We start from the raw sequence: 24,498 nt of genomic DNA on the forward strand, positions 1-24,498 counted from the left end.
GCTGGAAGGCTCGGCTGTCCTAGCTTTCACTCAGGGAGCGTAGAAACAGCAATGCGAACGGCACCTGTCCCCAACATCCCGGCCATCCCGGGGATGAACCCCGGAGTCTTCGTTCTCGGCGGCGGCGGTGACGGCGGCGGGGCCGGCGGCCGCGGAGGCGGCGCGGGCAAGGACAAGCAAGGCGCGAACGGCAAGAACGGGGGCGACAACGCGTCGGGGGGCGGCAAAGGCGCCTGCGGCTCCGGCCAGAACGGCGGGGCGTGCCCCAACCATCACGGCAAGAAGGGGAGCGGCAAGGGCTCCAAGGGAGACCCTGTCGACATCGTGACAGGCCGTGTCTTCACGATCCCCGTCACCGACGTGCACTTGCCGGGCCCGCTGCCGCTGACGCTGACCCGCAGCTACACGAGCGCCGCGCGCGACCGCGACGTCGGGCTCGGGCGTGGCTGGTACCACTCGTACGCGTGGGAGGTGGAGGTGCACCGCGGCCGGACGAGGCTCTGGACCGGGAACGGCATGTACGTCGACTTCACGCCCATGCGCGTCGGCGAGTCGGCGGTGGGCCCCTCCGGGTGGCTGCTCGTCCGCGGCCAGACCGGCTTCGTGCTGGATCGGGGCGACGGCCGGTGGCTCGTCTTCGAGCACGCCTGGCAAGACCGCTACCTCCTGTCGGCGGAGACCGACTCTCACGACAACCGCATCTCGTTCTTCTACAAGGAAGGTGTCCTGGCGCAGATCGTCGACTCGGTCGGTCGCAAGGTCGAGGTCCGCTCCACGAGGGAAGGGCGCATCGCGTCGTTCGAGGTGAAGAACGCGGCGCACCGGGGCCAGCTCGTCCCGTTCGCGCGGTATCGTTACGACGACGCGGGGGACCTGGTGCTCGCCGAGGACGCGATGGGCGCGGCGACCAGGTACACGTATACGGACCATCTCCTGACGTGCCAGGAGCACCCGACGGGCCTTTGCTTCACCTTCCGCTATGACGGGGAGGCGCGGTGCGTCGAGACCTGGGGCGCGTTCCCGGGGCGCGAGGACGAGAGCCTCGCCGCCGACGTCCCGGCGGTGCTCGCCGACGGGACCACGGCCGCCAAGGGCATCTTTCACACGAAGCTCGAGTACGGGCCTGACAACTACGTGGAGGCGGCCGACTCGATCTCGGTCGAGCGCTTCTTCGGAAACGACTTCGGGAGCGTCGACAAGGCGGTCACGGCCGCCGGCGTCTTCTGCCGCACGTACGACGCGTTGGGAAACCTGCTGTCGTTCACCGACGCGACGGGGGCGACGACCCGCTGGGAGCGGGACGCCCGCGGGCGGGAGCTCCGGATCACGGATGCTCTCGGCCGCGTGACCACGTTCGAGCGGGACGCCGACGGGCACATCCGGAGGGCGGTCGATCCTGCAGGGGGCGTCATCGAGACGGGGCGCCTCACGGGCGGGCTCGTGTGGCGCGACGCCATCGGCGCCACCTTCGAGGTGCACTTCGATCGCCGCGGGCTCACCACGCGGACCGTCGCGCCGAACGGCGGGCAGACGCTGTACAGGTACGACGATCACGGAAACCTCATCGAGCGGACCGACCCCACGGGCGCGGTGACGCAGTACACGTACGACTACTGGGGCCGCCGCCAGAGCATGCGCGACGCGTCGGGGGCGATGGTCACGTACGCCTACGACGACGCCGGCCGCCTCCGATCCGAGCGAACGCCGGACGGCGGCGTGACGCGCTACGAGTACGATCCGTCGGGAAACTGCACGTCGATCTGGCACCCGAGCGGCCACACCACCACGCACCGTTATGCGGGGTACAACCGCATCGTCGAGACGCGGGAGCCCGACGGGCGGATCAGCAAATATCGATACAACCGCGAAGGGCGCCTCGTCGAGGTGCACAACAGCCATGGAGAGGTGCACCGCATCCGGCTGAACGCCGCCAGGCTCGTCTCGGAAGAGGTCACCTTCGACGGTCGCACCCTTCGCTATCGTTACGACGCGATGGGGCGTGTCGTGCAGTTCGAGAACGGCCTCGGAGAGAAGACCGGGTACGTGTACGATCTCGTCGGCCGCGTCGTGGAGCACCAGTACCCCGACGGCGGCGTCGAGACGTTCGAGTACGACGAGCTGGACTACATCATCGCGGCGCACGGCCCCACGGGCGACATTTATTTCGAGCGCAATCTCCTGGGCTGGGTGACGTGTGAGCGGCAGGTGAGCGGCGGCGAGACGTTCTCGGTGGAGACGAAACATGACTTGATGGGCAATGCCGTCGAGCGAAAGACCTCCCGCGGACACCGCCAGACCTGGGTGCGCGACGTCGCCGGCCGCGCGCTGCGGGTGACGCTCGATGGCAGCGAAGAGCTCGGCGTCGTCCGCGACGCGCTCGGGCGAGAGACCGCTCGCTATTTGCCCGGCGGCGGGCGTGTGGATGTCGTCTACGACGGGCTTGACCGCATGGTCCAGCGCACCGTGTCTCGCGGGGTCGCAGGCCCTGTGGTGGCCGCAGGTCAGCCCGACTGGATCGGGGCGCTCCCCCATGACCTCACCCTTCGACAAGCGGTTCACTACACGCCGCAGGGTGATGTGGCCGCGATCGACGACGATCGCTCGGGCGCCGAGCGATGGGAGCACGATCCGCGCGGGCAGGTGCTGGCGCGCACCGACGTCCACGGGCAGGGCGAGCACTTCCGGTACGACGCCGAGGGGAACGTGCGCGAGCTCGGCAGCGGCGCGCCGGAGCGCGAGTACGGGCGCGGCAACGTGCTGCTTCGGCGCGGCCCCGTGTCGTACGTGTGGGATGGCGACGGGAGGTTGATCAAGCGCCGCGTGGTCATGCCGAGCGGTCAGGAAGCCACGACGAGCTACGAATGGAACGGCGCGGGTCTCCTCAGCGCGGTGGTGCGCCCCGACGGCGTCCGGATCGAGCATGCCTACGACCCCTTTGCCCGGCGCCTCGAGAAGCGCGTGCTCAGGAGAGACGAAGGCGGGCGCATGGACACGCTGTCCACGACGCGGTTCATCTGGGACGGGGACACGCTCGTTCATGAGATCAAGCGCGAGTGGGGCCTGGAGGGCGAGCGGGTTACGCAGGAGAGGACGTACTGCACCGACGAGGAGACGTCGGCGCCGTGGGCGCAGAAGGACGCCAGGAGCGGCGAAGGCGACGCCGTGTCGGCCGAGTGGTACTATTACCTGAACGATCCTGTCGGCAGACCGGAACGCCTGCTTGATGCGGCCGGGAATGTCGCTTGCGAGCTCGACCGCACGGTGTGGGGCGCCGCGCGCCCGCGGGAGGGCGCGCGCACGGACACGCCGCTGCGGTTCCTCGGGCAGTACTACGATGACGAGACGGGCCTGGCGTACAACCGTTATCGTTACTACGACCCCGCGGTAGGACGGTACATCAGCGTCGACCCGGTCGGGCTGCTCGGCGGGCAGAACGGGTTCTCGTATGCCGGCAATCGGCCCACGAAGATGGTGGACCCGACGGGGTTGATGTTCGCGTCCATTACCAGACGCCAGGACGCGGATGGTAATCAGCTGAAGAGCATCGAAGGGAAGAGTTCGACGGTTCAGAGTGATAATGACCTGGACCCGGCGCTCAAGGATGCCGTCGTCAATGCGCGAGACAAGTTCAAGGATCCTGATAAGCCTCCCAATGATCCTCGGAATGTCGATGCAAATGGTGTAGAAAAGCCGAAAGCATCCAGTAAAGCGGGTCGATGCGCCGAGATCGATGCGTTGAACCAACAAGCCAAAGACATTCGCGGCCGCCTCAGCAAGAAGGAGGGGTGGGCGAAGATGTCCGAAGCCGAGCAAAACGCCCGTGTTCGCAACGAGCTGCGCGAAGAGTATCGCCGCGGCGCGCGAATCGAAGCGTACAACAGGCAGAGCAAGAAAAACATATCTCCCGAGAAGCCTTGCCCATTCTGCGCGCAAGTCTTCCGCGAACTGGGCATCCACCCGGAGAACATCGACGCTGATCCGAACAAAGGCGTGCCTGACGCCGTCAAGCAGGGGGCGGGCCTCACTGCGGGCAAGGCGGCGGGTGGAGTCATGCATGATGGGAAAAAGTGGGATCACCGGACAGACGGCGTCTATGACGCGGATAGGGACGATCCGGGGAAGGGGGTGGCGCTTCAGAATCCATCTAGTACCAATGTGGTGCCGAAATTGAACCCGGACGGATCGCAGCAAGTGACGAGGCGTGATCCGAATGCGTTCCGCGATGAGCAGGGCAATTTTAGGCGGCCCGACAAGCCGCCGCCGCCACCGCAACCAAAGTTCGTGCCGCCCGAAGACGACACCACCGCCTCGACCAAGAAATGAGAAATTCCCACGACAATGCCGTGATTCATTCTTTATTGGAAGGTCTGGAGCGCGCCCCGGGATCGGTATGGCGCGCCACTCGATCGATCCTTGCAACCGCGGCTTCGACCGCGAGCGTCCGTGGCGAACTGGATTCTCCCCAGGTGGGCGAATCTCATCTCGAGGCGGGCGGGCCGGGCCCTTGGTCCAGGCTCAAGTCTCTCTGGGCAAACTCGCGGCCTGGTGAACGGACTCTCATTCGAGCTCCGGTGGGCGCTGCAATAGGCTCGGTGCTCGGCGCGTTTGCGATATCTCTCACGAGGCGAGAACTCTCCAGGGTTGCGTTCATACCGATCTCGGTCCGTTACGGCACGGCCGACCCCTCGGTATGGGTTGCTGCGTTGCACGCGCGCCTCGGACAGTTGACCCGGACGGGACCGTTCGAGCGCGCGCTCACACCGCGCGTGGCCGATGATATCCGGCCGCTCATCGACGGCGACGAAACCCCGGAGATTCCGCTGCTCATCATTCTCGATGGCGCTGGTGACAATAACGACCCGGCTGTATGGTCGCGGCTCGGATTGTCTGAGGCATTCTCCACTGATGTTCGCGTGTGGGTCTCGGTGTCTGGTGTCGAGAGTGATGGATCGAGACGAACGGCTGCGGAGCGTGATCGGTTGTTTCATCGGGGGAACGAGTGGTCAGAGCTTTTGATCGAGGACCTGCCTGAGCGCCCAGTCGCAGAGCTGCCCGAGGACGTCGATTTCGATACGGCGTACATTCTGGCGGCCGCAAGCGGGCCAATGTCGGAGGCAGAGCTTGCCAGGGTCGCTGGTTCCAGCCGGTCGGAGGATCGAGTGAAGGATACGCTGGAGCGGCTCGGACCATGGCTTTCCCGCACCGAGGACGGCGTAGCGTTCCTGGATAGAGCATGGGGTGAAGAGGTCGTCCGCCGCTCGATCGACCACGGGCTTTCTCGCGGACACGAGTGCGTGAATGCCTACGTTCGAGCGACTCTCGATGGTGTCTTCGGAGAGGTCAATGTCGCCCTTTCCCGAGCAGAATACGTCGTTCGGTACGGCTCGATTCACCTCGTGGGTCATGAGGCGACCGGTGAGGAGATCGATCGTATTGTCGCCGAACCGATGCGCGCGGCCTGGGAGTCCTTGGACGGTGGCGCGTTTGGGTTTCGTGCGCTTGTCGTCGCTGCGTGGCGGCGAAGCCATTCTGCGTTCCTCGAGGCGGTGTCGGAAGCCGAGCGCGTCCGGTGCATGGTACAGGCGCTGCGGTTGCGAACGATCTTCGAACAGTTGGTCACTTCGCTCGTACATGCACTCCCGGAGACGGTCGCTGGCGCCATCCGCGAAGGGATCTTTCAAGCGGGCGCAGGCGTTGAGCTGGCCAAGCCGCTGAGCGCGGAGCAGCGGATACGTCTGTGGAAGTCCGTCCGACCTGCAGTGTCGCCAGCTGCTGTGGCGTGGCCAGAGCCGTTGCTGGGCGAAGCCGAGCGCGCCGTCGCTGAGCTGGCGGAAACCGGCTCGATCCATTCATCGGTCGAGCGTGGAGCAGAGCTCAAGAGCCGCATCCTCTACGAGTTGAAGTCTCGTCGTATGATCGCGGCGCCCGTCATTGGTGCACTTGTACGAATCGCGGAGCGCCTGAGCTCTCCAGCGCGAGACGAGGTGCTCCTCCTCGCCGAGCGACGTCTCTCGGGCTTGCGTCAGGAAGATCTGCTGGTGTGGAGTGCCAGGATTGCGCGTCTCTGTCCGGACGAGCGTCGTGTCAGATTGCTTCATGAGGTGGATGCTGGGATAGTCGCCTTGCCGAGCTTGGAGGATCGGTTGGACGTACTGGCGGAGCGGCTTCGGGTGAGCTCGGAGGATGCAGCCGGAATCGTGCACACGGCTATGGGCTGGGTCGCGTCTGCCGATCGGTTCCCCGTGATGGCAAGTCGTTTTCTCCCGCATGTGCCCGAATGCGAGTGGAGCCGAATGGGACGCGCGGAGGCGCGGGTTCTCGTTCGACGCTGGCAGGGTGAATCCCGGGGATATTTGGGAGATATCGAGCCGCTTCTGGACCGGAACCTCCCGGCTTGGCTCGCTGATGAAGTCCGAAGCGACCTTGTTGCTTCGGTGAGACGCGTTGAGGGCGCCACGCGGGTCCAGGCCGCTTCCGAGTACGCTCCCCATGTCGGTGCGGAACTTCGGGCTGAGCTGGCACGTTTGTTCTTCTCGGAGCCGCCGGGGGCTTTTCGCGGTAAGATCGGCGCCGTCGAGAATTGGGCCGCGCTGGCGACGCTGGAGGAGCTCCGCCACATCTACCAGGACATCTTGCCACACGTCGGACCTTGTGATGACGACGCCTTCGCCGCCCTCTTCCGTCGTGCTGTGGAGCTGGGTGATAGGGACCTTGCGACCAGCTTCTGCGCCGCGATGGAAGGAGACGACCGCCGGCATCAAGCCGAACTAAGGGTCGCGCTCGCTCTGGGCTCATTCTCCGACGTGGAGCGCCTCGTGCGTCCGGACCTGGAGGACGAGGAAGCCTCTGGGATGCTTGAGATGGTAGGGAAGGCGCTGAAGCGCGAGGAGGACGCGGCCCGCTTCGCGGAGCTCGTGCGCGGCGCGGTCCGAGCGTCGAACAGGCTGGCCGCGTGGGGGGCCGTGTTCCCGTCGCTCTCCCTGGAGGCGCGGGAGCGGTTGTCCGGGGCCGTCGCCGAGACGGTGAAGGAGACGCTCCGCGAGCGCCCCGAGGAGTCGGACGACACGCTTTGCAGCATGTTCCCCTGGATGTCGGTGGAGAGCCTGTGCGACGTGTGGCGAGAGCGCGCCTCGCCCGAGAAGTGGCGCTCCACGATCTTCGAGGCCACGCCTCTCTTCACGTACGATCGGGGTTATAGGAACGGCGCGCTCCTGGATACACTGCTCCTGCGTATGGGAGGTGAGGCCGCCCTCGTGGCCTGGGCCAGGACGCTCGCGGAGCTCGACGAGTGGTTCTCGGAGATCGGACCTTGGCCGGACTGATCGCGCGCGTTTGCGGCGGGACGGCGCTTGCCGGCGGGGGTCGCATGCGGAGCGCCGCCGGGCCGGAATTTCAGCGTGTTCGGAACGCGAGGCTGAACCCGGACAGCTCGTACCAGAAGAACTCGCGCCATCCGAGCGCATTCATGGACGAGCAAGGCAATTACAAGCGACCGGACAAGCAGCCGCCGCCGGAGCTGAAGTTCGTGCCGCCCGAGGACGACAACACCGACCCGACCCGCAAGTAGCGATGGCAGACATCGGCGAAGAAGCTGCGATTTCGGGCCTGCTGGGCGGGCTGGAGCGCGCGCCGGACGGGGTCTGGCAGGCCACGCGGGCCCTCCTCGCCTCTCCGGCCGTGGCGGCCTGGCTTCATGGCGAGCCGGGGGCTCCAGCCTCGCCCGAACAGGGCCCGTGGTCAGCGCTGGAAGCGCTCTGGGCGAGCTCCCGCCCAGGCGATAGGGCCTTGATCAGAGCTCCTGCGGGCTCTGGCGCGAGCTCTTTGCTCGGTGCGTTCTGTCTTCATCTCACGCGGCGAGGGCTGGCCCGCGTGGCGTTCATCCCGATCTCGGTCCACGGCGGCATGGCGGATCCCTCGATATGGGTCGCCGCGCTCCATGCGCGGCTCGGAGCATTGACCTCCAGGAAGGCATCCGAGCGCGCGCTCGCCCCGCGCGTGGCAGATGACATCCGACCGATCCTCGACGGTGACGACAACCCCGAGATGCCACTGCTGCTCGTCCTCGACGGTGCCCACGAGAACGATGATCCGGCGGTATGGTCGCGCATCGGATGGTCAGCAGGGCTGCCCGGGAACGTCCGGGTGTGGGTGTCTGCGGACAACGACCCCGGTGTCACGGCCGCCCGATGGGGTGAGGCCCTTCATTGGTTGGACGGCTGGTCGGACGTCGTCCTGGAGATGCCGTCGGAGCGCTCCGTGGCGGCGTTGCCCGGTGATGTCGACGCAGATACCGTAGGCGTGTTGAGCGCTGCCAGCGGGCCGATAGCAGAAGCGGAGCTGGTCCAGATCGTGGGCGGCGATCGGGCCGAGGCCCGGGTGGGTGCCACCTTGCGTGCGCTCGATCCATGGCTCTGTCGCACGGTGTATGGCACCGCGTTTCATCATCGAGCTCTCGTGCAAGATCTCGCGGCGCGATTGGGCGATCTGAGCGATGCGCGCGGGCGGGCGCTCTTGACCTCATATATTCGGGCGACCCTTGATGGTCGCTCCGAAGGGGGCGGCGCTTCCATTTCACGAGCGGATTACGCCATTCGGTATGGGTCGATGCGGCTCTTGCGACACGATGCCACGGTGGAAGAGCTCGATCGCGTGATCGCAGAGCCGATGCGAGCCGCCTGGGAACCCCTGGATGGCGGTGCGTTCGGGTTTCGAGCGCTCGTCGTGGCCGCGTGGCGGCGAAGCCACGTGGCGTTCGGCGAGGCGACGTCGGAAGCCGCGCGCGGCCCTTGCATGGTGCAGGCGCTGCGGCTGCGTACGATCTTCGAGCAGCTCATCACGTCGCTCGTGCACGCGCTCCCGGAGATGATCGCCGGCGCCATCCACGAAGGGATCTTTCGGCCGGACGCGGGCATCGAGCTCGCCAAGCCGCTGAGCGAGAACGATAGGGTGCGGCTGTGGCGGGCGGTCCGGCCCGCCGTGTCCGAGGCGGACGCCCTGTGGCCGACGCCGTTGCTGCGCGAAGCCGACCGCGCCGTTGAAGGGATCGCGGCGTCCGGCGCGAGCGCAACGCGTTCGGCGCACGAGCGAGACCGCAGAGGCTTCGTATTGGGCGAGCTGAAATGGCGCCGTGTCGTGAAAGCGCTCGTGATCGGTGCGCTCCGGCGGATCGCCGAGCGGCTGCGCTTCCCCGCGCGGGAGGAGGTTCTGCTGCTGGCGGCCAGGCGCCTTGCTGGGCTCCATCCAGAGCGCCGTGCGTTCTGGGCTGCCCTGCTGGCGCCGCTCTACCCCGAGGAGCGCCGCGCCGAGCGACTCGACGACGTGGATGAGCAGATCTCCAGCCTGCCAAAGCTCGGAGATCGCCTTGAAGTCTTGACGGAGCGGCTCCTGGGGACCTCGGCTGGAGCGAGCGCGATCGTTCAGCGAGCCATGGGATGGCTGCTGTCCTCCGAACGATTTCCGCTCACAGCGCAGCGCTTTCTCTTTCATGTTCCCGAGAGTGAATGGAACCGGCTCGCTCCCGAGGAGGCCCGAGCGCTCGTCCGTCGCTGGCAAGGCGAGTCGCGAGGATCCGCGGATTCGCTCGGGCCGCTCCGCTGCGGGCAGCTGCCTCCGTGGCTCGCGGCCGAGGTGCAGGATGCTCCCCTCGCGGAGGTGAGAGAGCGGACGGACGTCTCCGACCGCAACTACGTCGCCTCCGAGCTCGTCTCCTTCGTTACAGCGGACGTCCGAGCGGAGCTGGCACGCATGTTCTTCTCGGAGCCGCCAGAGACCTTTCGCGGCGAGGGCCGCGCCATCGAGAACTGGGCGGAATCGGCGACGCTGGAGGAGCTCCGGTACATTCACCAGAAGATGTTGCCGTGCATGGGCTCTCGGATTGACGACGCGCTCGCGGCGCTCTCCCTCCGTGCAGTGAAGCTCGGCGACAGGGACCTTGCGACCAGCTTTTGCGCCGCGATGGAAGGGGACGACGACCGACATCAGGCCGAGTTGGAGATCGCGCTCGTTCTGGGCTCGTTTGCCGACGTGGAGCGCCTCGTGCGTCCGGATCTGGAAGACGAGGAACCATCTGGAATGCTTGAGATGGTAGGGAAGGCGCTGAAGAGCGAGGGGCACGCGGCTCGCTTCGCGGAGCTCGTGCGTGGCGCTGCCCGCGCATCGAACAGGCTGTCCGCGTGGGCGTCTGTGTTCCCGTCGCTCTCCCTGGAAGCGAGGGAGAGCTTGTCCACCGCCGTCGCCGAGACGGTAAAGGAGGCGCTCCGCGAGCCGCCCGAAGAGTCCGACGACTCGCTCTGCAGCATGTTCCCCTGGATGTCGGTGGAGAGCTTGTGCGACGTGTGGCGGCAGCGCGCCTCGCCCGAGAACTGGCGCCCCACGATCGCCGAGATCACGCCTCTCTTCACGTACGATCGACGTTATGACAACGGCGCGTGCCTGGACACGCTCCTCCTGCGTCTGGGAGGTGAAGCCGCGCTCGTGGCCTGGGCCAGGACGCTCGCCGGCCTCGACGACTGGTTTTCGGAGATCGGGCCCGGACCCGAAGAGGGCTGACCCCACGCGCCGGCGGCGATGTGCCCATCGCCGCCTGGGTTACCGATTCAGCTCGTCACTCCCGGACGACGCCCCCTCCGGCCGCGCTGCCGGAGCCCCAGGGACGCCGCGAGCAGCGCTGTCAGCGCGAGGGCACCTCCGGACGGCGCGCGGCTCGCCGCGCGACAGCTACAACCAGCCGGATCGCCCGACTCCCCGCCGGATGTGCCCCCCGACGACGCCTGGGCGGCCGACGTTGAGCTGGGGGATCCCCCACCCGTGGCCGTACCCGTCGAGGGCGCTCCTCCGGAGCCGGAGCCGGAGCCGACGCTGACGGCACTGCCGTTTCCGCCGCCGACGCCGCTGACGCTGCCGTCGCCACCGCCGCTCGTGCTTCCCCCCGTGCCACCCCCGCCGGCGCCCTCGCCCCCGACGGGCGAGAACTGCCAGAAGTTCATGTTGAAGAGGTTCGACCCGCCGCCGGTGAAGACGAGATAGAGATCGTGCACGCCTGTGGCGCCGTCGACCGCACACGACACGTCGCTCCACTTCTGCCAGCCCCCCGTCGCCCCTACCGCGCAGGTGCCCACGAGCTTGCCGTCGCGCGCATCCAGGCGGAGCTCGATGCTGCCCCCCTCCGCGCCGCTCGCGACGCGCGCGCTGAAGCTCTCCGCCCCTTCGCCGAAGTCGACCCCGCGGAGGCGCACCCAGTCTCCGTTGTTGATGAACGAGAGGTCCATCCCGCCCTCCTCGCAGCGCTCCGTCTCGATGCCGCTCTGCGCGTTGAAGGTCTCGGCTTCGACGCGCGCGTAGGGGTCGAGGTTCGCGAGCTGCTTGAGCCCGTCCGTCGTGTAGGTCACCGGCACGATCGAGCCGTCGTCTTTGTAGGTGAGCGTCTCGAGCGCGATGTTCCGGCGATAGGTTGTAGGCTCTCCGGCATCGGTGGCGACGGAGCGATTGTGGTAGGCGTGATACCAGGAGCCGCCAAACTCGAAGATCGCCGCGTGGTTGTTGTTGTTGTTCTTCGGCGGCTGGGGCCCCGCCGTGCCACGGTGGGTGAAGCCGGACGTGGGGCTCGTGCTCGTGAGGTAATCGATCCGTAGGCCGTTGGCGGTGTTTGTCGAGTACGACAGATAGTAAACGCCGTTGCGCTTGTGCATCCAGGACGCCTCGAAGAAGTACGGGACCGTGAGCGCGATGGCCGAACCCGAGACGCTCACCATGTCGTTATTCAGCTTGATGATGCGCGCGTTCTGCTCGCCGTTGCCGCCGAAGTAGAGGTACGCCTGGCCGTCGTCGTCGACGAAGACGCCCGGATCGAAGAGCCACATGTTGTTGCCCGAGGCGCCGGGCGTGTTCGAGGTCACCAGGGCGCTGCCCTTCGCGTCCTTGAACGGTCCGGTCGGGCTGGTGCTCGAGGCGACGCCGATGCCGTTCGCGTTGTTGCCGAAGTACACGTAGATGGTGCCGTTGCGCTCCACGACCGCCGGGGCCCACGCGAAGCTCGCCCAGGACGCGCCGCTGGGCACGCGCAGCACCTCACCGTGATCGGTCCAGTTCTTCAGGTCGCTGCTCGAGACCGCCACGAACGAGGCCATCTTGTAGCCGTCGTCCGAGCCGTCCTGTTTGACGTTGTCGTCGTCGTTCGAGGCGTAGAGGTAGACTCGCCCGTCGTGCACCAGCGAGGCCGGGTCGGCGAGGTAGCGGTGTGAGGCGATGGGGTAATCGGCCAGCGCGGAAGGGCTCGCGACGAGCCCGACCGAGGTGAGCGCGAACCCGCAACAAGCCGATCTCGCCAATGTACGTGAGCGACGCATGTTCACCTTACCTGTTGGTCCAGAGCCCTTGATCATGGCCGCTCGGGCGGCGCTTCGCCCCCGAACTGGTACAGGCGAGGTCCCGAGCGCAGGCTTCCAGGGCGAAGCGAAAGGATATCCCTGGGGGTAAAATGTGAACGTTCACATGGCCGATGTCAATCAAAATCCGGCGCGCGGTGAGCCTCGGCACCTCTCGACGCCGGCGCTGAGCGGCGCCCGACTCGATCGCGGGTATCCTCAGCTCGTGGCGCTCTGGTCGATGAGCGCCTGCCACTGCGCCTTGAGCGCCGGATCGGCCTCGAGGCGCTCATGCCAGATCCTGTGCAGCGCGACCCAGCTCTGCGGGGTCAACCCATAGTGGCTCTGGATCTGCGGGATGTGATTCGGATGGTCGCGCAGGTCGGCGCACAGGCGCGCGTACCGCGCGAGGGAGATGCGCTCCACGCGGCGCATCGTCTCGTCGTCCTCCATGCCGGCGTGCGCTTGCGCGGCGGGCTCCGCGGGCGTCGGGCTCGCGGACGGCTCGGCGGCGCTTGGCTGAAGGAAGGGCAGGGCCCAGCGCCCCGTCGGGATCTGGGGCGGTTGCGGAGCGATCTCCCCCCTGGCGGGCCTCGATGGCGCAGGTGATTGGCCCGGACGAGCGAAGGGCAGGGCGTTGTCGGCGGGCGGCGAGGGGGTCGGTCGCGAGAACGGCAGGGCGTTGTCGACGGGCGGCGAGGAGGCTGGGCGAGAGAAGGGCAGGGCGTTGTCGGCGGGCGGCGAGGAGGCCGGTCGCGAGAAAGGCAGGGCGTTGTCGGCCGGCGGCACAGGGGCCGGTTGCGAGAAGGGCAGGGGATTGGCGGCGGGCGGCGAGGAGGCCGGTCGCGAGAAAGGCAAGGCGTTGTCGGCCGGCGGCGCAGGGGCCGGTTGCGAGAAGGGCAGGGGATTGGCGGCGGGCGGCGAGGAGGCCGGTCGCGAGAAGGGCAATGCGTTGTCGGCCGGAGGCGCAGGGGCCGGTCGCGAGAAGGGCAATGCGTTGTCGGCCGGAGGCACAGGGGCCGGTCGCGAGAAGGGCAGAGCGGCATCGAGCGGAGGTAACGGGGCCGTGCCGGAAAAGGGCAAGGCTCTGTCGGCCCCCAGCGAGCCGACCGTGCCGATGGCCGTCATCTCCATCTCCGGGCTGTCTGCCGGTGGCGCACTCGTCCCCTCGACCGCGGGCGCGGTGGACACGTCTTGACGGAACGGCAGCGCATCCCGGCCCGGGAGGGGCGTCGTGCCGAGGAGCGTCATGCGGGCTCGCGGCGCCGTCGATGGCCGCTCCAGGCTTGGCAGGGGCGGCGACGGCGACGGCACCGCCGGCAGCAGCGACGGCGAAGGCACGGCCGGCGGCAACGGCGAAGGCACGGCCGGCGGCAACGGCGAAGGCTGCACGACTCCGGGCAGCGGCGTGGCGGCATTCAGCCTGGCCCAGGGAGATCGCGCAGCCCCCTCGTCGCCCACGGCCGCGGCGCCCACGGCTGCGGCGCCCACGGCCGTGGCGGGCGGCGGCGTCGCCCCATCGAGAGGCGCCCCCTGCAGCGGGGCGATGCGCGCAGCAGGCGCCACCGGCATCGGCCCTTCCAGCTTCCTGCGCGCGCCCCGCGCCTTCTCCTCGGCGCGGCGCTTGTGCGCGGCGACGAGCTCCATGTACCGGCGGCTCGATCGCAGCTGCCCGCGCGCGGCCTGCGCGGCGAGCCTGGACATCCACCGCTCCCGCGCCGCCTCCCACGCGGCGGCCGAGAGCCCAGCGCCGGAGAGCACCTCGTCGCGCGGCAGGCCCGCCTCGAGGGCCCCGGCCACGGCGGCGAGCTCCTCGAGCCGGATCGATCGGACCTCCTCGTCGCGCTCCACCATGTCCACGAACATACCCCCTCGCCGCCGCCGGCCGGCGCGCCGCGGCGGCCCGGCCGATGTCCCCTCGCGGCCGTCCCGGTTACCTCATCGCCCGCTGAAACCGCGCCATGAGCGCGTCGTCCTCGAGCATCGCCGCGGTCCATCGCTGCTGCGCGCTCAGGTAGTCCTCGAGCGTCAGATCCAGACGGCTCAGCACCGTCGCCATGTCGGTGCCGCGCTTCATCGCGCGAGCCGCTTCGAGGAAACGCTCGAACGACAGCTCGCCCTTCGAGCGGGCGCGCTGGACCCTGGCGAACGTCTCGGCGAAAGCGACGACGAGCGGCGGCACGCCCGCCTCCTCGCTGTCGTCGTCGTCCGCCTCGGAGAGCCGCGCCTGCCAGGCGTCGTCGAGCGCCTCCCAGCCGGCCTCGTCGAGCCCGTGTGCCGCGAGGAGCGCCGCGCGGTCGGCGCTCGGGTCCGCGAGCCGGGCGGCGAGCGTCGCGTACGCCACGACGTCATCGACGCCCTGCGCGCTCTGCGGAGGTTCCTTCATCGTCCGGCCAGGCTACCTCAGCGCGCGTCTTGGGGCCTCCTTCGCGCAGGTGTATTCATGGCGCGTGTCCTTCTCATACCTGCCCTTCGTCGCGCCCGGCGGTCAGGAGGGGCAGCCCTCCGCGCCCGCCGGCACGGACCTGCTCGCCCACGACAAGCTCGAGAACGCGCACGCCGCGCTCCGCCGCGCGGCGCTGTCGCTCGAGCACGACGTCGAGCCCGTGACCGACCTGACCGGGCCCGCGCGCGCCCTGGAGCGCGCCCTCGGCGCGATCTACGACGCCTTCGACGGCCGCGCCGAGCCCCTCGGCGCCGTGCGCGCCGCCCTGGCGGAGACCGACGAGATCGCCGCGCGGATCGGGCAGGCGATCGGGCTCGACGCCGGCTTCGCAGCGGTGGACGAGCTGCTCCGGGGCGCGCGCGGCTGGCTCGAGCAAGCGGCGGCGCGGCTCGCCCTCGTGCCGCCGGCGCCGCCGCTCGACCTGCCGCCGATCCTGGCGAGCCGCGACCGGCCGCGGTTGCACGCGGTCCAGCGGGCGTCGCTCGCGCCGCTGCTCAAGGTCCCGGAGCCGCCCCCGGCCGAGCTCGTCGCGAAGCCCCCGCCGCCGATCCCGCGGCCGCGGACGTTCGAGGAGCTCGAGGCCGCCGTCGAGGCGCTGAAGCAGCAGGCGCCCGCGCCCGGCGCGCTCCCCGCGGCGGCGGAGGTGCGGCCGCCCGCGGCGCGCCCGGACGAGGGAGCTGCGCGCCCCGTGCCGCCGGGCTTCGCGCTTGAGATCGGCGACGCGATCGACGATCTCGCCTTCCTCCGCGCCCGCGCCCGCGAGTGCTTCGAGGAGGTCGCGATGGTCGGCATGCAGCGGGCGCCGCTGCTCGGCGATCCCTTCCGCGGGGCGCTGATCCTCGAGCGGCGCATGCTCGCGGCCATCGACGTGATCGCGGCGATCGGGGCGCCGGCGCTCGAGCACGTGCCGCGGCTCGTGGCCGACGCGCCCGTGAAGGACGCGAGCGTCGCGTTCGCGAGCGCGATGGTGCTCGGCTGCTTCGCCGGCCGCGACGCGCTCGCCGCGGCCGAGCTCGCGCTGCTCCGGAGCGGCAAGGACAGGGCGTTCATCGACGCGCTCGGCGCTGCCCTGAAGCTGGTCCCGCACGAGCTCCTGCCGCTCGCGCTCCGCAGCCTGCTCCGCGAGCCCGAGCCGCTGGTCCGCGCGATGGCGATCGACGTGCTCGCCTACCGCGGCTTCGCGACCGAGGACGAGCTCGTCGCGGCAGCGTCGGACGACGAGGCCCCCGTGGCGGCGTGCGCGCTCCACCACCTCGGCTGCACGCCGGGCCCCCGCTTGCCCGAGCTGATCCAGCGGGCGCTCGCGTCGACCGCGGCGCCGGACCCGGCGCTCCGCGAGGCCGCCTGGACGGCCATGGCGCTCTCGGATCACCCGCACGCCCCGCTCGCGCTGCGCGGCGCGCTGGAGGAGGCCGACGGCGCGGACGCCGCGGCGCTCCTGCTCGCGCTCGCGGGCGACGACGCCGACGCGCGGCTGCTCGCCTCGCGCGTCGCCGAGGCGCCGCGGCGCGGCCTGATCTTCGCCGTGGGCTGGGCCGGCGCGGCCGCCGCGGTGCCGCTGCTCATCGACCTGCTCGAGCGCGACGTGGACGGGGACGTGAAGCTCGCCGCGGCCTACGCGCTGGAGCGGATCACCGGCGCGGGGATGTGGGAGGAGGTCGCGGTGGAGGACGAGGAGATCTTCGTCGCCGATCCGCCCGAGCCCGACGTGGGCGAGCCTCGCGACCTCAAGCTCGCGCAGCTGGTCAGCGATCCCAACGACCTGCCCGAGGCGCCGGCGCCGGAGATGGCGGAGCAGCCCACGGTGGACGCCGCGCGCTGGCGGGCCTTCTGGCGCGAGCGCTGCCAGGGCTGGGACATGAGCGCGCGCTACCGCCGCGGGCGCCCCTACACACCCGACGTCGTGCTCGACGAGCTGGACACGGGGCGGGTCACCCCGGGCGAGCGCCGGCTGCTCCAGCGCGAGCTGATCCTCCGCACCGGGCACTTCGTGCGCTTCGATCCGCACGACTTCGTGGTGGCGCAGGAGGAGGCGATCCAGGCCTGGCGGCCGATCGCGGCGCGCGCCTCCGGCGCCCCGGGCCGCTGGACGCGGCCCCGCCGGCGCGTAGGGTAAACCGAGCGCGAAGAGGCGGTGCTCGCGAGGGGGGATGCATGGAGCGACGCGGACTTCGGAGGATCAGCTGGCGGCAGGTCATCTCGGCCTCGGCGCTCGGCGCCGCGCTGATCGCGCCGCCCTCGGCGCGGGCCCAGTCCAAGGAGGAGCTCGCGGAGGCGCGGGCGCTCTTCCAGGAGGGGGTCGCGCTCAGCGCAGCGAACCACTGCGCCGCGGCGCTCGCGAAGTTCCATGCGGTCGCGAGCGTGCGGCGGACGCCGCAGGTGCTGTTCAACATCGCGGAGTGCGAGGCGCGGCTCGGCAAGCTCGTCTCGGCGCTCGGCAACTACCGCATCGCCGCGGCCGCGGCCGACGGGGACCCCCGGGCGAACGACGTCAGCGCGAACGTCGGCGCGCGGATCGAGGATCTCGAGGCGCGCATCCCGCGGCTCGCGATCCGCCGGGGCGCGGGGGCGCTCACCGCCACGATCCTGCTCGACGGCGCCGCGCTCGGCGCCTCGGAGATCAGCGCCGACATCCCCGTCGATCCAGGGCCCCACGTGGTCTCGGCCCGGGTCGGCGATCGCGAGGCGGCGCGGGAGACCGTCACGCTCGCGGAGCGGGACGCGAAGACCGTGGAGATCGCGATCGCCGATCCGCCGGCGGCGTCGCGGCCCGCGAGCGCGTCGCCGGGAGGCGCGCCCGTGGAGGTGCCGCCGAGGGCCACACTGGCGCGCCTGCCGGCGACGCGTCCGTCGAAGGTGCCGGGCCTCGCCGTGCTCGGCGCCGGGATCGCGAGCGGCGCCGTGGGTGGGGTCTTCCTCGGCCTCCGCGCCGGTACGCTGAGCGATCTCGACGCGCTGTGCGGCGGCGACAGGAGTTGCCCTCCTTCCGCGAGGCCCGTCGCCGATCGAGGCCGGCTCTACACGGGCGTCGCCGAGGCGGCGATCGGGCTCGGTGTCGCCGGCGTCGCTGCGGGGATCACGCTGCTCGTGATGAGCGGCAGCGCGGCCGCGGCCGCGCCGGACGCGAGCGCCCGCGCAGCCGCTGCCGCGGCCGGGCGGCGCGCCCGCGCGGGCGTCCGCCGCGCGGAGGTCCTGCCGCAGGCGCCTGGCGCCGACCTCGCGGGCCTCAGCGTCGCCGGCAGCTTCTGAGGCCGGGCGCCCTCCGGGCCGCCGGGCGCATCAGGGGCGGCAGCAGAACGTCCGCGGGCTCGCGCCGCGGGCCTCTCCGCTGGGCGTGCCGCCGCTCGGCCGGCACGCGCCGCCGGTGGGCGCGCCGAGCGACGTCACCTTGCGGCCCACGACGGAAGGGTTGTCCTCGAGGTCCACGCAGCTGCCCGCAGGCAGCTCCGTCACCTGCATCGCGCAGGTGTGCAGCTGCACGTCGGAGTAGAGGGCGACGGTCGTCGGGCACGTCCCGCCCGACGGCGCGCCGCACGCGCAGTCGTCGTCGCAGCCGCGGCTGTCCTCGATGTCGGTGAAGAAGACGCGCCGCTCCGTGTAGGGGCCCGGCGGGCAGGCGGCGTCGCCGTCCCTGGCGATGCAGAGGCCGCCCTCGAACGGCGCGGCCGGCTTCGGCGCGCAGACCTGGCCGAGGTTGCAGCCCCGGCCGAGCGGCTCGGCCGCGGCGCACGCGCGGCCGAGGCGTGTCCACCGCGGGTCCGGCCTCTGCACCTGCACGGCGCTCGGCGCGCACTCGCCGCCGGAGGCCGCGAGCGGGCTCACGCTGACCGACACGGCGCACGGTGCGCCGGTGGTCGCCGAGCACTCCGCGTTGCTGCTCGGCCCGCAGGTCAGCCTGTCGCTGAAGACTCCGTCGGGGCCCCTGCACACCTGGGCCGCCCAGCCGGGCGTCGCGAGCGGGAAGAGGCAGTGCGGCTCCGACCCGCAAGGCGCGTCCGCGACGGTGATCGTGATCCCGTCCACCGGGTCGCAGGCTTGCCCCTCCGCGGGACCGCACGAGCACGTGCAGCTCGCCGGCGGCGCGGACAGGCTTCGGTTTCCGACGAACGGCGGCCCCGCAGCGAACTCGGTTGGGCAGCCCGGGTCCATCGCGGGCTCACCGTCGAACAGCGCGAAGTAGCCGCTCCAGCCCTCCGGCACGGCCGCCGTGCACACGAAATCGCCGCACGCGGGATCGGCGCAGTCGATCTGGCCGTCGCCGTCGTCGTCGGCGCCGTTCGCGCAGTCCTCCGCCCCGTCCCCGCTGGAGCTGCTGATGGCCCCGGTGCCGCCGGAAGGCTCGGGCTCATCGAAGGTGTACTCGGGGTACAGGCAGGCGGCGGGAGCGGCCAGGGCGCCTGCGGCGCCGAGCCCGATGCAGGCCGTGAGGTGCGCTCCCCGGCCGACGAGAAAAGAGCCCACCGAACCACCTCCGTGCCAGGTGGCCGCGCAGCGCCCGTTCGCGCTCCGTGCCCCCGCCCAGAGGATATCGCGCCGCGCGGCGTGAGCCACGAGCGCCCCGCGAGTGACGTACGCTGCGCGGCTACTTCTTGGCGGGCGCGGCCGGCTTCGCCGGGGCGGCGGGCGGCGCGCCCTTGGCCGGGGGCGCGCCCTTCGCGGGCGGCGCCTCGCCGGCCTGCCCGCTGTTGTACATCTGGATCGCGCGATCGGTGAGCTCGAGATCGGCGCGGTAGTAGGGAACGGCCGACTTGTCGAGGATGAGGTCGTAACCCTCCTGCGCCGCGAGGCGCCGGAGGAGGCCGAGCACCTTCTGCAGCATCGGCGTCGTGAGCTCGCTCTCCTTGCGCTGCATCTCGCGCTGGGCGTCGAGCGTCGTCGCCTGGAACTCGGCGGCCTGGCGCTGCCAGGTCTCGAACCTGCGCTGGAGGACGTCCTTCGGCGTCTTGCCCGCCTGGGCCTCCTTGTCGAGCTTGTCCCGCTCGTCGTCGAGCGCGCGGCGCTTCGTGTCGAGCTCCACCTGGCGGCTGTCGAACAGCTTCTTGAGCGTCGCCTGGACGCGGAGCCCTTCCTCGGTCTCCAGCATGGCGCGGCGCACGTCGACGACGGCGATCTTCGACTGCGCGGACGCGGGCGCGGGCGACAGCAGCGCCGCGCTGCCGAGCGCCGCGGCCGCGAGCAGCGGCAGGACGCGCGCCGTGAGCCACCGGCCCGAGGTCGGGCGGGCTGCCAGCGCAGCACCCTGGCTCGCGCCGGCCGGACGCGCAGGGGTGGAGAACGTGGAACTGCGCGCGACGAGCCGCTCAGGAGCGTTGTTTCGCATCGCGGATGGCCTTAGCTACCCGGCCACCCAACGTCAAGAACGTGGCGCGCCCTTCTCGTGCGCTGCCGCCGCCGCGCCCTCCGGGTGCGCGTCCTTGCTCTGCGCAGGGCTCGCGCTGCGGTGCGCTGCCGGATCGTTGTTGCTCGGCGCCTCGGCGCGCTCCTTCCGTCCCAAGGCGCCGGCGGTCTTCGCGACCTTGCTCCGTGACGGCGCCCCGGCGGCCCGCTGGGCGGACGGGTCCGCCGCGTGCGGCGGCCGCGACGTCGAGGGCAGCGACCGGCCGAGGCGCTCTCGAGCGAGGGCGATCAGACGCCCGACGTCGTCGTTCCCCCGAAGGAACGCGTCGCGCTGGCGGGGATCCCGCAGGGCCTCGACGCGCGCGGCCAGGGCGGAGAACGCGGCGTCGAGCGCGGCGTTCGCCTCGCGCTCGTCCCCGATCGCGAGGAGGGCCTCGACGAGCGTGACGCGGATCGCGTCGCTCCACTCCTCGATGGGCCCACCCGCGAGGTGGCGCGACGCCTCGCGCGCCGCGTCGACCGCGGCCCTGAGCTCGCGGCGCGCCAGCTGGACGCGCGCCATCGCGAAGCTCGCCATCGCCTGCAGCGCGGCCGCGTGGTGCGCCGCCTCCTCGCAGAGCCAGCGCGCGACGGCGTGGGCGGTCGCGTGGTCGCCGGGGGCGCCGCGCCAGACGAGGAAGAGCGCCTCGTACAGCCGGCCGGCGAACCTGAGGCGGGAGATCTGGCACGCGTCGGCGATCCCGCTCGCCTGGCGCTCGAGCGCGACGCCCTCCTCGATGTTGCCGAGCCGCGCGTACGACATCCCGAGGTTGTGGAGCGCGAACCCCTCGATCGCCCGGAGCTTCCGGCTCCGCGCGTCGAGCAGCGCGCGCTCGAGCAGCGCCTGCGCCTCCTCGAACAGGCCGAGCTGGTTCAGCGCCGAGCCGGTGTTCAGGCGGGCCCTTGCCGCGATGACGGCGTCGCCGGCCCCGTCGGCGTCCGCGACGAGCGACGCGCCCAGAGAGGCCGCGGCGGCCAGATCGCCGGCGTGCATCAGCGCGGCCAGGTGGGCCTCCCGGGCGTGGAGGAGCGCGTCGGTCGAGCCGCTCCTGCGCGCGGCCTCCATCGCCGCGTGCGCGGCGCGGAGCGCCTCGGCGGGCCGGCCCAGCGCCGCCAGGGCGCGGACGCGCGACGCGAGGAGCTTCGCGCGGATCGACGGCGAGAGCGCCGCCGCGAACTGCGGAGAGAGCGCGGACGCGGCGCGCGCGTCGCCCTCGGCGCCCTGGCCCGCCTCGATCATGCAGGTCACCGCGACGACCTGCGCCTCGCCCCACAGATCCGAGCCGGGCAGCGCGAGGCGCGACGCCTGCTCCGCGGCGTCGAGCGCCTCGTCGAGGCGGCCGAGGAGCTCGAGGAGCTCCGCCCGGCGGACCAGGAGCGCGGCGCGCGTGGTCCCCTCGGCCCCGCAGGCGAGCCCGCGCGTCGCGAGCTCGAGCGCCTCGTCGAGCTCCGCGCCGCTCGCCGCCGGGTCCCGCGTCGCGCGCGCGTAGAGCAGCGCCGCCCGCGCCTTGTCGCCGCCCGTCTCGGCGTGGCGCGCGATCAGCCCCGGATCGACGCCCGCGGACTCGAGCCAGGCGGCCGCGGCGAGGTGGAGCGCGGCGCGGTCTTCCTCGAGGATCGACGCGTACGCCGCGTCGCGCACGACCGCCTGCCGGAACGTCCACTGCACCTGCCCCGGGACCCGCGGCTCCAGCTGGCGCGCGATCATCTCGCCCGCCTCCAGCTCGGCGAGCTCCGCGCCCACGGCGCGCTCGAGCAGCGCCGCGACGCCCGCCGTCCAGAAGACCTGGCCGAAGACGGACGCGGCGCGCAGCGCCCCGCGCACCCCGCTCGACATGCGGTCGACGCGGGCCTGCACCAGGGCCTGCACACTGAGCGGCACGCCGTCGCGCCCCTCCGCGGCGGACCGGATGAGCTCCTCCAGGAAGAGGCCGTAGCCGCCGGCGCGCTGGACGATGGCGCCGCGCGTGGCCGGGTCGGCCTGCGGGAGGGCGCTCGCCGCGAGCCGATCCGCGGCCTCTGGGGACAGCGGCGGGAGCGTCACGCGGGTCACGTCGCGGTGCTCCCACAGCGACGGGAACCGGGCGGAGAGCTCGGGCCGCGCGAAGGCGAAGACCCCGAAGCGGAGATCGGCGCAGCCGAGCAGCCAGTCGACGAGCTCGACCGTGGTGCTGTCGGCCCAGTGCATGTCCTCGATGACCAGGATCTGCGGCGTGGTCTCGGACTTCGAGCGGAAGAACGCCTCCACCGCCATCCGCGTGCGCGATTCCATGAGCTGCGGGCTCTCGCGGGCCGCGCGCAGCGGCTCGTTGCCCTCGTCGGGGAAGGGCACGCCGGCGAGCTCCCCGATGAAGCCGGCGAGGAAGCGGAGCGGGCGGGCCAGGCGCATCGCCACGTGGGCGCTCACCTTCTGCACCTGGTCCTCGAGGCGCTCGCCGTCGCGGATGCCCATGAGCGCGCGCAGGGCGCGGCCCAGCGTCGTGAGGCCAGCGCCCTGGCTCATCGCGTCGCCGCGGCAGAGCAGGATGATCGGCGCGTGCGGCGCCGTCTCGAGGTGCTGGATCAGCTCGGCGCGGACGCGGCTCTTGCCGATGCCGGCGGGGCCCGTCACGAGCGCCGCGCGCGGCGCGCCGTCCTCGGCGATCGCGCTGAAGATGCCCTGGAGCCTTGCGAGCTCGTGCTCGCGCCCGAGGATCGCCGTGGAAAGCCCGGCGAGCTTGCGCGCGTCGAAGCCGGCGGCGTCCTCGTGGACGAGCACGCCGCCGCGCGCGTCCTCCTGGACCACGAACCGCCCCTCCAGCGCCGCGATCGCGTGGGCGTCGATCCGGACCGCGCCGGGCGCCGCGTACTCCAGCTGCTGCGCAGCGCGATCGAGCGCCTCGCCGGCGAGGCTCGCCCTGCCGCGGACGGCGTGCCCGACCGCGACCGAGGCCCGCGCGCCCGGCGTCGATCGGGCCACGGTCAGCGCCGCCCGCGCGGCGCGCGCCGCCTCGTCGCCCCGCGAGCGCTCCACCCCGAGCGCCGCGGCGAGCCTCCCGTCGGGGAGCGGCTCGAACCGCGGGTCGTCGCCGAGGACCTCGCGGAGCGCGGCGTCCACCGCGGGGCGGAGCGGGCCGGCGCCCAGCTCGAAGAGCGCGCAGGCGACCACGCGCCGCTCGCTGTTGGCGAGCCGCACCTGCGGCCGCTCGTCGCCCGGCCCGCCGGGCCTCGGCATCATCTCCTGCGCGGCCGCGCGCCGGACGATCGAGGCGGACCTGTCGGTCGCGGGGGGATCGTTGCTCAGCTCCCCGACCCGCGCGAGCGCGCGCGCCAGCTCGCCGCCGTTCTCGTACCGCTGCTCGCGATCGCGGGCGATGGCGCGCGCGAGCACCTCGTCGAGGGCCTCGGGCACGTCGAAGCGGATCTGCTGCGAGCGCGGGGGGTCCTCGACAACGAGGCGGCTGAGCAGCGCGATCGCGTTCTCGGTCTCGAACACGTTCCTGCCCGTGACCAGGCGGAACAGGACGGCGCCCAGCGAGTACACGTCGGCCCGCGCGTCGACCGCCTCGCCGCGCGCCTGCTCGGGCGCCATGAAATGCGGGGTGCCGATGATCGTGCCGCGCTCGGTGGGGCAGTCGTCCGGGACCGCGAGCTTCACGACGCCGAAGTCGATCAGCTTGATCGCGGTGCCCTTGCCGCGGACGAGGAAGATGTTGGAGAGCTTGAGGTCGCGGTGCACGACGCCGCGGGCGTGGATGGCGGCCATCGCGGCGGCGCTGCGCCGGACGACCTCCACCGAGTCGCGCAGGCCGAGCGGAGCGCGCCGCTGGCGCTGCCCTAGATCCTCGCCGTCCAGCCACTCCATCGCGAAGAAGAGGCGCCCGTCGAGCCAGGTGCCGTGCGCGACGTACTGAACGATGTTGGGGTGCCGCAGATCGGCGAGGATCGAGATCTCGCGCGCGAAGCGGGCGCGCTCCTGGTGCGACGCGGCGGCGCGCAGGATCTTGAGCGCGACCGGGGCGCCGGTGGTCTGATCCGTGCCCTTGAAAATATCACCCATGCCGCCGCTTCGGCTGCGGGCTTCGATCATGAAGCGGTCGGTCGGGTCGGTGAACTCCGGGAGCACCGTCCGGATAGGCTACGCGAACCTCGCGTCTTCATGCCAGCGAGAAGGCGCTCTGCGCGGCGCGCAGCGCCGGCGGGCGACCTGGGCCGAAGCCCGAATCGCGCGCCATCGTCGTGCTGCTCCGCAGCGTAGCGCCGCCACGAGCGGCGCGATCGGGGCACGGCGCTCGAAAATTCCAGCCAGCCGCCGCGCCGTCCGCACCATCCTCC

Annotated in this window: 11 protein-coding genes; 5 read left to right on the forward strand and 6 right to left on the reverse strand. The window is 71.4% G+C overall.

What is annotated here, in order from left to right:
• Window positions 1-51: 51 nt before the first annotated feature.
• The 3 genes from WMF39_RS17345 (at window position 52) to WMF39_RS17355 (ending at window position 10,548) form a co-directional block, all read left to right on the forward strand.
• Window positions 52-4,323, forward strand: a complete 4,272-nt coding sequence (locus WMF39_RS17345) for an RHS repeat-associated core domain-containing protein (protein WP_437746601.1) — start codon at window positions 52-54, stop codon at window positions 4,321-4,323.
• A 248-nt stretch (window positions 4,324-4,571) separates the two neighbouring features.
• On the forward strand, window positions 4,572-7,322 hold the full coding sequence (locus tag WMF39_RS17350) for a hypothetical protein (RefSeq protein ID WP_437746602.1): 2,751 nt from the start codon (window positions 4,572-4,574) through the stop codon (window positions 7,320-7,322).
• Between the two features lie 247 nt (window positions 7,323-7,569).
• Window positions 7,570-10,548, forward strand: a complete 2,979-nt coding sequence (locus tag WMF39_RS17355) for a hypothetical protein (RefSeq protein ID WP_437746603.1) — start codon at window positions 7,570-7,572, stop codon at window positions 10,546-10,548.
• Window positions 10,549-10,595: 47 nt separating this feature from the next.
• Here WMF39_RS17355 and WMF39_RS17360 read toward each other — a convergent pair whose 3' ends face one another.
• The 3 genes from WMF39_RS17360 to WMF39_RS17370 all read right to left on the reverse strand — a co-directional run bounded on the left by WMF39_RS17360 (window position 10,596) and on the right by WMF39_RS17370 (window position 14,748).
• On the reverse strand, window positions 10,596-12,344 hold the full coding sequence (locus WMF39_RS17360) for a glycoside hydrolase family 43 protein (protein ID WP_437746604.1): 1,749 nt from the start codon (window positions 12,342-12,344) through the stop codon (window positions 10,596-10,598).
• 237 nt (window positions 12,345-12,581) lie between these two features.
• Window positions 12,582-14,222, reverse strand: a complete 1,641-nt coding sequence (locus tag WMF39_RS17365; RefSeq protein WP_437746605.1) for a hypothetical protein — start codon at window positions 14,220-14,222, stop codon at window positions 12,582-12,584.
• A gap of 73 nt (window positions 14,223-14,295) precedes the next feature.
• Window positions 14,296-14,748, reverse strand: a complete 453-nt coding sequence (locus tag WMF39_RS17370; protein WP_437746606.1) for a hypothetical protein — start codon at window positions 14,746-14,748, stop codon at window positions 14,296-14,298.
• Window positions 14,749-14,812: 64 nt separating this feature from the next.
• Here WMF39_RS17370 and WMF39_RS17375 point away from each other — a divergent pair, with 64 nt between their 5' ends.
• Both WMF39_RS17375 and WMF39_RS17380 read left to right on the forward strand, forming a co-directional pair.
• Window positions 14,813-16,924 (forward strand): hypothetical protein, encoded by a 2,112-nt coding sequence (locus tag WMF39_RS17375; protein WP_437746607.1) that lies wholly within the window; start codon window positions 14,813-14,815, stop codon window positions 16,922-16,924.
• 38 nt (window positions 16,925-16,962) lie between these two features.
• Complete coding sequence (locus WMF39_RS17380; protein WP_437746608.1) at window positions 16,963-18,057, forward strand: hypothetical protein; 1,095 nt, start codon at window positions 16,963-16,965, stop codon at window positions 18,055-18,057.
• 30 nt (window positions 18,058-18,087) lie between these two features.
• Here WMF39_RS17380 and WMF39_RS17385 read toward each other — a convergent pair whose 3' ends face one another.
• The 3 genes from WMF39_RS17385 to WMF39_RS17395 all read right to left on the reverse strand — a co-directional run bounded on the left by WMF39_RS17385 (window position 18,088) and on the right by WMF39_RS17395 (window position 24,289).
• On the reverse strand, window positions 18,088-19,269 hold the full coding sequence (locus WMF39_RS17385) for a hypothetical protein (protein ID WP_437746609.1): 1,182 nt from the start codon (window positions 19,267-19,269) through the stop codon (window positions 18,088-18,090).
• A gap of 121 nt (window positions 19,270-19,390) precedes the next feature.
• The gene (locus tag WMF39_RS17390) at window positions 19,391-20,128 is read right to left on the reverse strand and encodes an OmpH family outer membrane protein (RefSeq protein ID WP_437746610.1); all 738 of its coding nucleotides are present in this window, start codon (window positions 20,126-20,128) and stop codon (window positions 19,391-19,393) included.
• 33 nt (window positions 20,129-20,161) lie between these two features.
• Entirely contained in the window at window positions 20,162-24,289 is a 4,128-nt protein-coding gene (locus tag WMF39_RS17395) for a serine/threonine-protein kinase (protein WP_437746611.1), read from the reverse strand.
• Between the last annotated feature and the right edge of the window lie 209 nt (window positions 24,290-24,498).

Source organism: Sorangium sp. So ce1504 (assembly GCF_051521635.1).
GTDB classification, from domain to species: domain Bacteria; phylum Myxococcota_A; class Polyangia; order Polyangiales; family Polyangiaceae; genus Sorangium; species Sorangium cellulosum_B.